Here is a 13,754-nt window from a genome sequence, read left to right as displayed (position 1 = left end):
TGATGGCTACTTCGGCAACAAGGGCGACGCCAAGGGTGGCTACGCCAAGTCCGAGGAAGGCATTGATGCCGGCGGCGGCGGCGGCGATGGCGGCGATGGTGGCAGCGGCGGCGGCGGCGGCAGCGGCGGCGATGGCGGCAGCGGCGGCGATGGCGGCGGCGGCGGCGGCGGTAGCGGCGGCAGCGGCGGTGGCGGCGGCAGCGGCGGCTAACGACCCCACCAGATGTTCGCTCGATAATCGCGAAGGTGAGCGTCTAAAGGCGCTCACCTTCCGTTTGGGATACTCAACTGGAGGGCCGGCGCGAGGCTGACTATCCGCCGCGAAGCTATCTTCACTCCTCCGCGCCGGGCTTCGTCGCAGACCGGCCCTTCAATTGCAGCGACAAACCAGGATCTTCACGGCTCTCTACGCTCATTTGGAGCCCGGCCCTACAGCCGAGGCCGTTGCCACCGCATAGACCCTGCCATTACAGTCGACGGTTGAAGAGCAGCCCAAAACTCGATCAATCTCGGCGAAACCATGTCCGCCCACCGGGTTCAAACCTCCAAACGCCTCATGCCGAAAACGAGCTTTCATCGCGCCGAACGGTCTCCCGAACGACGGACGGACGTGTCCCTGCCGGAGGAGATGGCAAGCATCCGAGACTTGGCGGAAGCCTGGATAATCCGCAATATTGGAAAAAAGGGCCTGTTTACGTACAGTATCAATCCGTATACGGGCGAGAAATCCGAAAAAAACAATGAACTAAGACAGCTTATGTCATCGCGCACGTTGGCGGAAATGAGCGTAGGAAATCTCTCGCTTCGCCCTGTTCATCGCCGCAATTTATCGTTCATCATGAATACATGGTATAGGGAAGAGCGTGGCATTGGTTATATTGAGTATGATGGCAAGTCAAAACTCGGGGCGAATGCGATGCTGCTTCGCACATTCGCGGCAAGCCCTCATTTTGGACAGTTCCAGTCAAAGGCCAGGGCAGCCGCGGAGGGCATCCTTGCGCTCCAGAATGCAGACGGGTCTTTTCGCCCTTGGCTAAAGGAGCCGAATTATTCCTTCGACGCAAAATACCTCTTAACATTTTACTCAGGGGAAGCACTGGTAGCTTTGCTGGAATATTATTTCCGGACTGGATTAACCCGTTATTTCGACGAAGCGTCGCGCAGTGCAGAATTCTATTTAGATGAATATGTCCGCAATATCGCAGATAATTATTACCCGGCATACGTGCCTTGGCACACCATCGCTTATCGGCATCTATATGAGTTGACGAAAGCCGATAAATTCGCCGAGGCGGTGTTTACTCTGAACGACAAATTGCTTGAACTTCAGGACCGGTCGTACAGGATTGGACGATTCTTCAATCCAGCAACCCCTCAGTATGGCCTTCCGCACGCGTCCTCGGACGGAGTTTATACCGAGGGGCTGGCTTATGCATTCGAGATGGCGCAGCGGACAGGGGATGAGGTGAGGGCAGGGCGATACCTTGACGCTATTATGCTCTCGTTGAAAAACATCGCATCCTTGCAGTATAGAGAAAAACTGGATGAATCTTCTCTTCCTTTTTATGCGTACCGAGGAGCCATCAGGACCAATGCAGAGAAAAATAGGTGGGCTCGCATAGACAATGCCCAGCATACGATAGACGCTATCCAGGCCTTGGGGAATTTTTTCGGAAGCAAGCAGGCTTCTACATTCGAGCTGGGGCTTTGACTCCCGTCAAAGGACAGCCGGGAGCCCCGAACTGCTCCTGCGTTTCTTCACCGGGCAGTGCGGCCAGCATCCCAGTCTGGATCTGTACCATTTCGACCTTCAACGCCACCCAAAATATTGCCCGTGGTTCTGCTTGACCGGCTCAACCCATGATGCAAGCATGGGAAAGCGTTTTGAACACATCAGGCTCATAAATGCCGACGTTGGAATACCTGTTGACCCCATCGCCGGAAGAGCTGGCGCAAACCCATGTGCTGTTTTTGGCGCGTCATGCCCTCGACTCCAGCCCGGAGCGCAGGGCCAAGTACGGCTACCACGTCGTCTACCATGCCATCATGCTCGAAACGCTGCGCGGGCTGGGTTTCAGGGTCACGCCGGCGAGCGAGCACGAGGTGCTGTTCGGGCCTCTCGACTTCGATTTCCTCTATGCCATTCACTCGCATGCGATATTCGATGGTCACGAGCTCCTGGCGCCGGCAATCGCGGCCTATCGTGGCGTCCCCTGTCTCGGCGCATCGGCGTCAAGCCGGGCGGTCTCGGAAGACAAGGTATTGGCCAAGCAACTGGCTGCTTCCTTGGGGCTCGATGTCGCCAAGCACAGGATCATGCAGCCCGGTGAGGTCAGCAATGACAAGTTCAGCCTGCCTGGTTCGTGGATTGTCAAGCCGCGAGGGGGTATCGCTTCCGACGCAATTGTAAAGGTCGAGAATGAAACGGATTGGCGGGATGCGCTGACAACCATCTCGGATCCGCGTCACGGCGGCCGTGAATTCATTGCAGAAGAGTTTGTGCCGGGCCTCAATCTGACGGTTCCAATCGTCGAGGGCTTCCCCCCGGGTTCATTGGCGGTTTTCGAGGAGAGCGGCCGCCCTGGCGACAATGTTCTGACCAATGAAGCAAAGCGAGGGCTCAACAGTTCCTACAAGTCCGCTCCTTACGACGGACCGGGAGCTGAAGAGGTTTCGGAGGCAACCGCACGAATGGTGGCCGAGATGTCGCCATTCGACTATGCCCGCTTCGACTTCCGTTATGATCCCGACACGCGGCGGACCGTTTTCATCGAAGTGAACATCGCCTGCAATATGGCGCCGGCCTCGGCGGTCTATCGTTCGGCCGCCCTGCATGGGATCAAGTATGAAGAACTGGTGGGACATGTTTTGACGCACAGTCTCAGGCGTCAGAGAAAGCGGCAAAGATAACCGCAACGCTCGATAAGGCACTTCAGTGATGGTCAGCGCATGCAAATCGATATGGTCGACAAATTCGAAGCGTTGGAGCCGCTGAGAGAGAATTGGGACCGGATATATGACTCCGATCCGGAGGCGAACTTCTTCCTGTCGTGGCCATGGATGTCGAATTGGCTGCGACGCCCAAATTGGGTGATTTTGGCCGCGCGGTCTACCGGGTCGAACGAGTATGTCGCCTTCTTCCCTTTGCAACTCGTCACCGGGCTCGATGAGCAGACGGGGTTTTATAGCAGCATAAGGATGGCCGGCTCGTATTTTGCCACCTATACGGGCTTCATCTGCGTTCCCGAATTCGAAGAGCAAGTCATTTCGTTGTTCGCCGGTCGCCTGCAGGCGCTGAATTGGACAACGTTACACTGCGACGACATTTCGATATCGGCCAGGCGCCGTCAAATGCTGCTTGGAAGCTTTTCTGACAGCGATTTTGTGAAAGAAAAGATTGAACGACGTCGCCATACAACCCGAACAGGCGAAAACATAAATCATGACATCTATATGTATGTCGATTTGCCAGCCGATTGGGACGAATTCCTGGATGGCAACCTTGGCTCGAAAACCCGTCGTGATGTCCGCTATTTTCTTCGTCAGGTCGAAAATAGCGGAGAATACCGGATAAGTTTGGCAGACTTTGAGACAATCCAAAGCGACCTGGAGGTTTTCTATCAACTTTGGCTTGCGCAGTGGGAGGCCAAAAGCCGCGTCTATGCTCAGGGTGTTATTGCCAACTGCCGCCATATGTTACTTGAGTGCCACAAGGCGGGTGTGCTGTTCGCGCCGGTATTGTGGAAAGGCGATACTCCATTAGGAGTACACATTACGTTTATCGACAGGTCGAAGCGTTCACTCGTCTGTTTCCTCGTCAGCCGCAATCTCGCAATTCGGAAGCCGCCACCGGGCTTGGTGCTTCACGCCTACAGCATCCGTTGGGCAATTCAAAACGGCCTCAGGACTTACGACCTTGGCACTGGAGATTTTTCGTACAAGTACAGTTTCGGATCGAAGGAGCGGCTTGTAGAGGGTGTCCGGATCGACTCCACCAACAGCCGCGGAAACAGGCTGGATCGAAGAAGCCTTCCTTCAGTGATTTCGTCGGTGCGAAAGCTGCGTCAGGAGGGGAAGTTCCATCTGGCGGAGCGCGGTTGCAGGCAGGTGCTCGAGACTGAGCCGAGCAATCTGGAGGCGCGCCGGCTTCTGAACGAGCTTGTGGCGGCTAGGCGTATTGAGGAGCAATTTGCGCGTGCCTTGCAATGCCATCGGAGCAAGCAATTTTTGGATGCCCAGAGGATTTATCTGCAGGTTCTGGCAGCAAATCCCCGGCATTACGACGCTCATTATCTGTTGGGCGTTCTATGTCTTCAGGCCGGTCGGTATCAGGCAGCGGACACCTACCTGGCTCGCGCCACCGAGATCAATCCGAAAGCCGCAGCTGCGTACAACAACAGGGGGCATGCCTTGCGCGGCCTGAAACGGTATGACGAGGCTCTCGCGTGCTACGAGAAAGCCATCGGGGTGAAACCCGATTTCGTGCAGGCAATGAACAATCGGGGGGTGACGCTGCGGGCGTTGGGGCGCATTGATGAAGCACTCGCCAGCTTTGACGAGGCGCTGACGCTCAAACCGGACTTTGCCAAGGCCTTGTCCAACCGCAACGAGTTGCGTGTGCCCCTGCCGCGCGACCGTTTGTCCATCGCCGATGATGTGGACACCTTAGAGTAAAGCGCACCGCGTTTTGCATCTGGTCAAGGACAGGAATGGCCGGGTAAACCGTCGACCTGCTAACCTTTCCACTCCATCGATAGCCCATGCGGATCGCAGACCGCGAGCGTTTTTACCCTGCGCTCGCCATTGAAGTATCTGCTGACCTTGAGAGGATTGAACGTCTCAGTGGGGTTGGGGTGTGCGACCTCGCCTTCCACGGTGACGCGCCAGACCGGCGCCGTCTTGCTCGCCTCCAACAGGATATCGTTTATGCGTCGGTGTTGATCGCCGGAAAGCTGATAGCCCATGATCGTGTGATACACGCAGCGGGCTTGATAAGGCGGAATCTCCGCCAGCGCAGAGGCCAGGTTCAGCACGGCGTCGCCGCCTCTGATCCGGGGCGGATGCGCGGCGGCGACCTTCAAGGCGCCATCCAGTTTTGTAAGCCGGTCGATGCGCTCGGGCCAGACAAGCGCCTTGAGCCACCGGCGTTCATTTTCATCCCGAACATCGGTCGGATAAAGTTCGAGGCCGATCCTCGATGAAACGGGGGGCGGGAACATCCCCAATACCGGCACGCCAGGCCCTTCAAGGATGCAGGAAAGGACGAAATCCGCATCGGTCCACCGCTCCAGCTTCGGAGCGCCTGTCCCGTCCGTATACCGATATCCATAGCTGTCGAAGTTCAGGTTCAGGCCGGCGCTGGATCCGATCTCGACGAGGCCAAGCGGAGCGGCGGCTTCGCGCGCAACCAGATCGAATGCGGGCAGCAGCAGCGCGCTGCGGCCAGCCTCGTTGGTGTTGGTGGCGCGCTTCGAGATGATGTCGACGAGTTCGGCTTCGTGGGCACCGCAAAAAGCGGCGAAAAGTTCGAATGCGCGATCGTCGGCCGGCCGCGTTCCGCCCAGACTCGGATAATAATCCTTGAGCGGATGGTCGACGCCGCCGAGCAGGAGATACTGTACCGCGCCGAAGACAAGGTTCGCCGCCGGTTGACCCTTCCTGCGCCCTGCCGCCAGGCGCTGGAGCGCGACGTTGTCCGCAATCCCAAGCGACAGCTTTTCATAGAGGGGAGAGCCGCCACGACGAGACTCGTTGGCAAAGAAGCGGTAATAGTGAGCGCTTGTTTCAAACACCACCATAGCACGGACCTAGCGGGTAATAGATTGTCTTGGATGTGGCTTCCACCTGTAATTGCCTTAATGCTTTCGGCCCAGCGGGTCAAGGAACCGGCCGAACAAGAGAGGCTCTCGAGCATACACTCTTGTGAGACTGGCGGATGAACGAAACCGTGGACGATTCACCTTCGGGATATACTACCATTGATGGCGCCTTTCGCGACGAATCGCGCAGCCGTTCGGTGCCATACCGGCTTTATGCCCCGGCTCCCCTCTCTGGCGCTTACCCGGTGATCCTTGTGTCGCATGGCATTGGCGGATCGCGCGAGGCGATGCCTTACCTCGGGCGGCGCCTGGCGGAAAGCGGTTACGTGGCGGTGCACCTGCAGCATACCGGGACGGACAGTTCGATCTGGCAACACGCAAACTCTCTTGCGGAAGTCTACCGCATTCTTCGTGAAGCCATGTGGGACGCCAATGCGGCGCGCGCGCGATTTCAGGACGTGCCCTTTGCCCTGCGCGAGCTTGCACGCATGCACGGCGAGGGGCGGCTCGCCGGCCGCCTGGATTTGACACGCATCGGCATGGCCGGACACTCTTATGGAGGCGTCTCGACGATGGTTGCCGCAGGGCAGAGAATGGGTCCGGGCGGGCAGTGGTCGTTCAAGGAGCCAGGAATTCGCGCTGGCCTGGTCATGAGCCCGAACATACCCATCCAGGGCGGCGACTTGGCCGCCCTTTACCGCGATATCGATATCCCGCTCTTTCACATCACCGGCACGAAAGATGGCAATGCGGTGCCCGGCAACAAGGAATTCGATCCGATACAGCGGACCCTCCCTTACGAAGCGCTGACCATCCCTCATCAATATCTGCTCGTTCTCGACGGTGCTGGCCACAATGCGTTTTCCGGCCTGAAGCACGGACCACACGCCCACGGCCCCGAGGAGGAGACCCGCTACACGCGCGTTGTACAAGACGCAGCAGTGTCGTTCTTCGATGCCTACCTGGATGGGAAAACAGCGGCCCTGGCGGCCCTTCGCCAAAAGTTTCAATCCAGCCTTGAGCCGACCGACAGGTTTGAATGGAAATAGCGGGAAAGTCCGCCAGCGTTCACTGACAGTTGTTCGACCTGGATTCGACGTGGCAGGATGGGGAAGCAGCCAGCTTGACTTTATCTGGTACGCCCAAGGGGAATCGAACCCCTGTTACCGCCGTGAAAGGGCGGTGTCCTGACCGCTAGACGATGGGCGCGCTCAGATGTGAGCGCTTATAGTTGCGTTGCACCAAACCGGCAACCCGTCTGCCGCTACCTGCGACAACTTTTTTCGGTGACCGCAAAACCGCGCATTTTCGGCGATTTCCCCCGGTTCGACGCGGCACCGTATGCCGTCCTGAGACGGCACACTGCGGGCGTTGCATGGACGAGAGGAGAACCAGCCGTTACCGCCGCCGACGGCAGCGCCAGTTCCAGTCGCGCTCGGGACCGACGTCGATGTGGACGGATTCGGTATGGCAGTAGGTGCCGACGCCGCCGCGCCCTGGCATGCTGCGGATGTAGCTTGCCAGTTGCGCTTTCGAGACGCCTGGAACCTGGATGTCGGCGGCAGCGCAATACATGTGCAGCGAATTCTTGGCGCCGTTGGCGCGGCGGTTGCGGGCCGGATCACGATAGCCGGAGGTGACGATCATCTTCTTGCCGTAGTGGCCCTCGATCGTCTTCAGCACACGGACCAGCGAAGGTTTCAGGCAGGCAACGTCGACATTCTCGGTCTGCTTCAAAAGACCGTTGGGCGCCAGCCGGGCAAGTCCGGGAGCGTATGCCACCTGATAGGCGCCGCCTTCATCCTCGTTCAGATCGACGTCGCTGTCGTCGTCGAGGCCGGATTTGCGCTTGATCTCGAAAAGTGCGGTCTTGCGAACGCCAGGCAGCGCGTCATCGGTGAAACGGCTGGTATCGCCGAGGGAAGCCAGTTGCACCGGCTTTTCAGCCGATTTGGCCGAGGCCAGGGTGATGGCCGGTTTTGCCGCCGCCTTGGGCTGTGCGGCCTTGGGCTGCGCCGCCGGCGGTTGCTCGCCCGACCTGTTGCTGGCCTGCGGGGCCGGTGCTGCCGAGGCAGGCGTGCTGAACAAAGAGGCGAGGAACCCCTTTTTCTTCGGCGCATAGGCCTGCGGCTCTGCGGCGGTCACATAGACCGGGTTGTTCATCGCCGGCGCGGCGGAGTTCGGCGCGGCCGTGCCGGCATCGGCGGTTTCGGTCTTCTGCGCAGCAGCGTCGGCCTGTTCAACCGTCTGCGCCGCCTGTGGCTGCGGCGTCTGGCCTGCAGCCGTCTCTGCGCCCGCTTTAGCCGGGACGGGGAAGCCGGCATCCGATTTGGCGCCTCCCTGGAGGGCCTGCGCCCCGGGCTTGGCCGCTGGCACATGAGCGACCTGCTCGGGAAGCGTTGCGTCGCCCTTGGCGGTCATCGTCATTTGTGAAGTCGTCATCTGCGACGACGAATCCGTGGTGACCTGTTGGCTGCCGGAGGCCGTGTCCGGTGCCGAGGCATTGTAGCCAGGCATGCCGACGGACAGGGACGGGTCGCCGGCCGAGGTGCAGGACGCCAGGAGCACGGAGAAAAGCGCGGCCGCAATGGCGCGGCTTTCTCCCTTCGCGAGGCGCGATCCTGCTGATTTCAAAACCAAATTCCCCCTCGATGTCCGGTCGGTACTTCATTGGCGGCACCGAAACGTCTTGCCGCAATAAACCCTTGTCCCCGAACGGAAACGAGACCTGTGTCAAATCCGCAAGCCCCAGAGTATTTCGACGGCTAGAGAAGAATCGGGAGTGCTTAAGGGTTGACGAACCCATTTCGCCCTCTTTTACCGGCGCGTCAACTCACCACACATTACAGAAGGTTACACACGCACCTTGACATAGGTGCCTGGCGCATCGCCCAGGGTTTTCATGTGCTTGCCGGGTTTGCGGGCCGGCACGCGGGTGTCGTCCTTGGCTTCGACCCAGCGTTGCCAGTGCGACCACCAGGAGCCGGGATGGTTGGTGGCCTTGGCGAGCCACTCGTTGAAGTCGCCGGTTGGCTTGCCGCCGGTCCAGAAGTGATATTTCTGCGCCGCCGGCGGATTGACGACGCCGGCGATGTGGCCGGAGCCGGCGAGGACGTAGTCGACCTCGCCGCCGAAATATTTCGAACCGAGGAACACCGAAAGCGCCGGCGCGATATGGTCTTCCTTGGAGGCGAGGTTGTAGACCGGGATGGTGACATCCTTCAGCGAGACGACGTGGCCCGCCAGTTCCATCTCGCCTTGCGAAAGTCTGTTCTCGAGATAGCAATTGCGCAGGTAGAAGGAATGGTTGGCTGCGGCCATGCGGGTCGAATCGGCGTTCCAGTAGAGCAGGTCGAAGGGCAGGGGATCCTTGCCGCGCATGTAGTTGTTGACGACATAGGGCCAGATCAGGTCGCCCGAGCGCAGCATGTTGAAGGCGGTCGCCATCTTGGTGCCGTCGAGATAGCCTTTCTCGTTCATCGCCTTTTCGACGGCCGCGACCTGCTCCTCGTCGACGAACACTTTCAGGTCGCCGGCATGGGTGAAATCGACCTGCGTGGTGAAGAAGGTGGCCGATTTGATGCGGTGGTCGCCTTCCTGCGCCAAAAGCGCCAGGGCGGCCGCCAGAAGCGTGCCCCCGACGCAATAGCCGACGGCGTTGACGTCCTGTTCGCCGGTGGCCTTTTCGATCGTGTCCAGGCCGTATTGCAAGCCCTCTCTGATATAGGCCTCCCAGCTCTTGGTGCCGTGCCGCTCGTCCGGGTTGATCCAGGAGATGACGAAGACGGTGTGGCCCTGCTCGACCGCCCAGCGGATGAAGGATTTTTGCGGGTTGAGATCGAGAATGTAGAATTTGTTGATCCATGGCGGACAGATCAGCAGCGGCCGCTTGAGCACGGTCTCGGTCGCCGGATCATATTGCAGGATCTCGGCGACGTCGCTGCGGCCCACCACCTTGCCGGGTGTCGTGGCCAGGTTCTTGCCGATCTCGAAGGACGAATAGTCGGCCTGCCTCAGTTTCAGGTCGCCCTTGCCGGCGGCGATGTCCTCGGCCAGCATCTTCATGCCGCGCACCAGGTTTTCGCCATTCGAGGCGATGGTCTCGCGAAACAGTTCCGGGTTGGTCAGGATGAAATTCGACGGCGAAATGGCGTTGGACACCTGCTTGACGTAGAAACCGGCCTTGTGGCGGGTGTGCTCGTCCAGGCCATCGGCGTGTTCGACCAGCTCGTTCGCCCAGCGCGAGGTGACGAGATAGGCCTGCTTGAGGAAATCGAAGAAAGCGTTGCGGCCCCATTCCGGGTCCTGGAAACGCTTGTCGCCGGGCTCGGGCTTGAACGCGCCTTCGGCGTCTTCGCCGCCGTCGCTGAGGCGCTGGATGGAGTTGGCCCAGACGGTCATGTAGCCGGAGAACAGCCGCGTTTGCGCCTCCAGCGCGCGCTGCGGATCGGAAAGCCAGTATTCGCTGAGCTTGGAGAAGGTTTTCACCATATCGACGACCGGCTCGGCGACATGATCGCGCACGTCGCCTTTCTCGCGCGGCTCGGCCCATGCGGAAGCCGCCTTGCCGGCCTGCTCGATCATGCGCGCCATGTTCAAGGCGAAGCGCTCCGGATCCTTGACCAGATATTGCTCGACGGTCGAAGGCCGGTCATCTTCCGCTTTGCCCGAATCGGGTGTTTTGGACATGGTTCGCGGGGTTCCTCCCGAAGCGTTTTCTTGACATAGTATCATGGCACATCCAACAGGGTCCAACGCGCTCTATCTTGGCTGCCCGGGAAACAATATGACGACTGATACTGGCAAGACTGTTTTTTCTGGCACTGGTCGTTTTTGCCGCACAGGCGCGGCGGTCGTCTTTTTGGCGATCGCCGGCTGTTCGAGCACCAACATCGAGGGCGCCACGCCTGTCGCGGCTACCGACGGGCCGAAGAACACCGGCACCTATCCGAACCTGAATATCCCGCCGCAGGCGGCGGCGGAGCAATTCACCGAGGCGGAAAAGAACGCCAAGCTCGCCCAGTTGAAGGCGGAGGCACAGGCGCAGGGCTCAAAGGGCGGCGCGGTCAAGGTCGCGAACCCGGCGGCGCTGAACACATTGGCGAAGCAGCACGGCGCCGATGCGCTGAAGCAGATCGAAGCCAAATGCGATCCCGCCCTCGACCCTACCTGCAAATAGGATTATATCGCGCGACCGACAACCACCTTTGCCAAAACCACTTTGACCGTCTGGAATTGAACCCACCACTGGAAACGACATGGAAGAATTTCACAAGGTCCGCCGGCTTCCGCCCTACGTCTTCGAGCAGGTCAACCGGCTGAAGGCCAGTGCCCGATCGCGCGGCGCCGACATCATCGACCTTGGCATGGGCAATCCGGACCTGCCGACGCCCAAGGCCATCGTCGACAAATTGTGCGAGGTCGTGCGCGACCCGCGCACGCACCGCTATTCATCGTCGCGCGGCATTCCGGGCCTGCGCCGCGCCCAGGCCAATTACTATGCCCGCCGTTTCGGCGTGAAACTCGACCCGGACACTCAAGTGGTGGCGACGCTGGGCTCGAAGGAGGGCTTCGCCAATATGGCGCAGGCGATCACCGCGCCCGGCGACGTGATCCTGTGCCCAAATCCGACCTATCCGATCCACGCTTTCGGCTTCATCATGTCTGGCGGCGTCATCCGCTCGTTGCAGGTGGAACCGGACGACGGCTTCATTCCGGCGCTGGAGCGCGGCATCCGCCATTCGATCCCGAAGCCGCTGGCGTTGATCCTCAATTATCCGTCGAATCCGACGGCGCAGGTCGCCTCGCTCGATTTCTACAAGGAGGTGGTGGCCTTCGCCAAGAAGAACGACATCATCATCCTGTCTGACCTTGCCTATTCGGAAATCTATTTCGACGGCAATCCGCCGCCCTCGGTGCTGCAGGTGCCGGGCGCGATCGACGTGGCGGTCGAGTTCACCTCGATGTCGAAGACCTTTTCCATGCCCGGCTGGCGCATGGGTTTTGCCGTCGGCAACGAGCGGCTGATCTCGGCGCTGACGCGGGTGAAATCCTATCTCGACTACGGCGCCTTCACGCCGATCCAGGTGGCGGCCGCGTATGCGCTCAACGGCGACGGCGCCGATATCGCGGAAGTGCGCGACATCTACCACAAGCGCCGCGACGTCATGGTCGACGCCTTCAGCCGCGCCGGCTGGGTCGTTGCGGCGCCGGCGGCGTCGATGTTCGCCTGGGCGCCGATCCCGGAGCCGTTCAAGCATCTCGGCTCGCTCGAATTCTCCAAGCTTCTGATCGAGCACGCCGACGTGGCGGTGGCGCCGGGCGTCGGCTTCGGCGAGCATGGCGACGATCATGTGCGCATCGCGCTGGTCGAGAATGAGCACCGGATCCGGCAGGCGGCGCGCAACATCAAGCGCTTCCTGGCGTCCAGCGCCAAACAGCCCAACAATGTGGTGCCGCTCGCCGCGCATCGTTGAGTTGCCACAGATCACATCGACCAAATTCTTGAGGGGCGTCGCCGGACATGGCTGAAGCGTTGCGTGTTGGAATCGCCGGTCTCGGCACTGTCGGCGCTTCGGTGGCGCGCGTGCTGCGCGACAAGGCGGCGGAACTGACTCGGCAATGCGGCCGCGAGGTCGTCGTGTCGGCCGTTTCGGCCCGCGATCGCAACCGCGACCGCGGCGTCGATCTCGGCGCGGCCAAGTGGTTCGACGATCCGGTAGGAATGGCGCAGACCGCCGAGATCGATGTCTTCGTCGAACTGATCGGCGGCGACGAAGGGCCGTCGCATTCATCCGTGAAAGCGGCGCTTGAAGCCGGCCGCCACGTCGTCACCGCCAACAAGGCGCTGCTCGCCAAACATGGCGTGGCGCTGGCCGAGACCGCCGAGAAGAAGGGCGTACTGCTCAATTACGAGGCGGCGGTGGCGGGCGGCATTCCGGTCATCAAGACGATGCGCGAGGCGATGGCCGGCAATTCGGTGACCCGCGTCTTCGGCATCCTCAACGGCACCTGCAACTACATCCTGACCCGCATGGAAGCCGAGGGCCTGTCGTTCGACGACTGCCTGAAAGATGCGCAGCGGCTGGGCTATGCCGAGGCCGACCCGACCTTCGACATCGAGGGCCACGATACCGCGCACAAGCTGTCGATCCTGACCAGCCTTGCCTTCGGCACGAGGATTGCCGCCAACGACATCTACATGGAAGGCATTTCCAACATCAGCCAGGCCGACATCCGCGCGGCCGGCGATCTCGGCTACCGGATAAAGCTGCTCGGCGTCGCCCAGCGCACGGAAAGCGGTATCGAACAGCGCGTGCACCCGACCATGGTGCCGACGGCCTCGGTCATCGCGCAGGTGCACGGCGTCACCAATGCGGTGGCCATCGAAACCGATATCCTTGGCGAGCTTTTGCTCTCCGGTCCGGGTGCCGGCGGCAACGCCACCGCATCGGCGGTGGTCGGCGACATTGCCGACATCGCCAAGAGCCGGCCCGGCTTCCAGCACGGTCCGGTGTTCGGCCTGCCGGCGAAGGAATTGCGGCCGTACAAGAAGGCGCAGATGCGCAGCCATGCGGGCGGCTATTTCATCCGGCTGACCGTGCATGACCGCATCGGGGTCTTTGCCGCCATCGCCAAGCGCATGGCCGACAACGAGATTTCGCTGGAATCGATCGTGCAGCACGCCGCCGGGCCGGATACCGCCTTGCAGAAGACAGTGATTCTCGTCACCCACGAGACGACGGAAGCGGCGGTCCGCAAGGCCGTCGACGGCATCACCAGGGACGATCATCTGACCGACAAGCCGCAGGTCATCCGCATCGAGCGGGCGGAATAGGCATATCGCTTTTCTCCTTCAATCGATTGATATCGTTGTGTTTTCAAAAAAGACCCGCAGAGGTCTTGCTGTTGTCATGGAGCTTTGACACAACCGGC

11 protein-coding genes and 1 tRNA gene are annotated in these 13,754 nt (G+C 60.3%); 7 read left to right on the top strand and 5 right to left on the bottom strand.

Annotated elements, in window-relative coordinates; genetic code table 11:
- On the bottom strand, positions 1 to 220 hold a 220-nt coding region (locus AC0L2A_RS24995), incomplete at its 3' end, for a hypothetical protein (RefSeq protein WP_473611086.1).
- Between the two features lie 300 nt (positions 221 to 520).
- On the opposite strand from AC0L2A_RS24995, the gene AC0L2A_RS24990 reads away from it, so the two are divergent.
- From AC0L2A_RS24990 to AC0L2A_RS24980, 3 genes are all read left to right on the top strand, one after another.
- Positions 521 to 1,711: a glycoside hydrolase family 88 protein gene (locus tag AC0L2A_RS24990; protein ID WP_473611085.1), complete on the top strand. Its 1,191-nt coding sequence runs from the start codon at positions 521 to 523 to the stop codon at positions 1,709 to 1,711.
- A 194-nt stretch (positions 1,712 to 1,905) separates the two neighbouring features.
- Positions 1,906 to 2,910, top strand: a complete 1,005-nt coding sequence (locus AC0L2A_RS24985) for a D-alanine--D-alanine ligase family protein (protein WP_236374490.1) — start codon at positions 1,906 to 1,908, stop codon at positions 2,908 to 2,910.
- Positions 2,911 to 2,961: 51 nt separating this feature from the next.
- Positions 2,962 to 4,674 (top strand): GNAT family N-acetyltransferase, encoded by a 1,713-nt coding sequence (locus tag AC0L2A_RS24980; RefSeq protein ID WP_473611084.1) that lies wholly within the window; start codon positions 2,962 to 2,964, stop codon positions 4,672 to 4,674.
- 59 nt (positions 4,675 to 4,733) lie between these two features.
- Here AC0L2A_RS24980 and AC0L2A_RS24975 read toward each other — a convergent pair whose 3' ends face one another.
- Positions 4,734 to 5,798, bottom strand: a complete 1,065-nt coding sequence (locus tag AC0L2A_RS24975) for a DUF2332 domain-containing protein (RefSeq protein ID WP_473611083.1) — start codon at positions 5,796 to 5,798, stop codon at positions 4,734 to 4,736.
- 137 nt (positions 5,799 to 5,935) lie between these two features.
- Between AC0L2A_RS24975 and AC0L2A_RS24970 the strand changes: the two genes are divergently transcribed.
- Positions 5,936 to 6,868, top strand: coding sequence for an alpha/beta hydrolase family protein (locus tag AC0L2A_RS24970; RefSeq protein WP_473611082.1), 933 nt, complete (start codon positions 5,936 to 5,938; stop codon positions 6,866 to 6,868).
- Between the two features lie 85 nt (positions 6,869 to 6,953).
- Here AC0L2A_RS24970 and AC0L2A_RS24965 read toward each other — a convergent pair.
- From AC0L2A_RS24965 to phaC, 3 genes are all read right to left on the bottom strand, one after another.
- A tRNA-Glu gene (locus tag AC0L2A_RS24965) sits at positions 6,954 to 7,028 on the bottom strand.
- A gap of 189 nt (positions 7,029 to 7,217) precedes the next feature.
- Positions 7,218 to 8,459 carry a YcbK family protein gene (locus AC0L2A_RS24960; RefSeq protein WP_473611081.1) on the bottom strand — a complete coding sequence of 414 codons (1,242 nt, stop codon included), beginning with the start codon at positions 8,457 to 8,459 and terminating at the stop codon, positions 7,218 to 7,220.
- A gap of 213 nt (positions 8,460 to 8,672) precedes the next feature.
- Complete coding sequence (gene phaC, locus AC0L2A_RS24955; RefSeq protein ID WP_473611080.1) at positions 8,673 to 10,508, bottom strand: class I poly(R)-hydroxyalkanoic acid synthase; 1,836 nt, start codon at positions 10,506 to 10,508, stop codon at positions 8,673 to 8,675.
- Between the two features lie 172 nt (positions 10,509 to 10,680).
- Between phaC and AC0L2A_RS24950 the strand changes: the two genes are divergently transcribed.
- The 3 genes from AC0L2A_RS24950 to AC0L2A_RS24940 all read left to right on the top strand — a co-directional run bounded on the left by AC0L2A_RS24950 (position 10,681) and on the right by AC0L2A_RS24940 (position 13,656).
- Positions 10,681 to 10,998: a hypothetical protein gene (locus tag AC0L2A_RS24950; RefSeq protein WP_306454973.1), complete on the top strand. Its 318-nt coding sequence runs from the start codon at positions 10,681 to 10,683 to the stop codon at positions 10,996 to 10,998.
- A gap of 79 nt (positions 10,999 to 11,077) precedes the next feature.
- The gene (locus AC0L2A_RS24945; protein ID WP_473611079.1) at positions 11,078 to 12,295 is read left to right on the top strand and encodes an LL-diaminopimelate aminotransferase; all 1,218 of its coding nucleotides are present in this window, start codon (positions 11,078 to 11,080) and stop codon (positions 12,293 to 12,295) included.
- A gap of 47 nt (positions 12,296 to 12,342) precedes the next feature.
- Positions 12,343 to 13,656, top strand: a complete 1,314-nt coding sequence (locus tag AC0L2A_RS24940) for a homoserine dehydrogenase (RefSeq protein WP_473611078.1) — start codon at positions 12,343 to 12,345, stop codon at positions 13,654 to 13,656.
- Positions 13,657 to 13,754: the final 98 nt, after the last annotated feature.

Source organism: Mesorhizobium sp. WSM4844, assembly GCF_055811775.1.
The sequence above is the reverse complement of the archived record's forward strand: the minus strand, read 5'-3'. Positions and strand labels throughout refer to the sequence as shown.

What these genes read in the sequence shown, in the direction of transcription:
- AC0L2A_RS24990 (WP_473611085.1), top strand. Translation starts at nt 521, where the DNA reads ATGTCCGCCCACCGGGTTCAAACCTCCAAACGCCTCATGCCGAAAACG.
- AC0L2A_RS24985 (WP_236374490.1), top strand. Translation starts at nt 1,906, where the DNA reads ATGCCGACGTTGGAATACCTGTTGACCCCATCGCCGGAAGAGCTGGCG.
- AC0L2A_RS24980 (WP_473611084.1), top strand. Translation starts at nt 2,962, where the DNA reads ATGGTCGACAAATTCGAAGCGTTGGAGCCGCTGAGAGAGAATTGGGAC.
- AC0L2A_RS24975 (WP_473611083.1), bottom strand. Translation starts at nt 5,798, where the DNA reads ATGGTGGTGTTTGAAACAAGCGCTCACTATTACCGCTTCTTTGCCAAC.
- AC0L2A_RS24970 (WP_473611082.1), top strand. Translation starts at nt 5,936, where the DNA reads ATGAACGAAACCGTGGACGATTCACCTTCGGGATATACTACCATTGAT.
- phaC (WP_473611080.1), bottom strand. Translation starts at nt 10,508, where the DNA reads ATGTCCAAAACACCCGATTCGGGCAAAGCGGAAGATGACCGGCCTTCG.
- AC0L2A_RS24945 (WP_473611079.1), top strand. Translation starts at nt 11,078, where the DNA reads ATGGAAGAATTTCACAAGGTCCGCCGGCTTCCGCCCTACGTCTTCGAG.
- AC0L2A_RS24940 (WP_473611078.1), top strand. Translation starts at nt 12,343, where the DNA reads ATGGCTGAAGCGTTGCGTGTTGGAATCGCCGGTCTCGGCACTGTCGGC.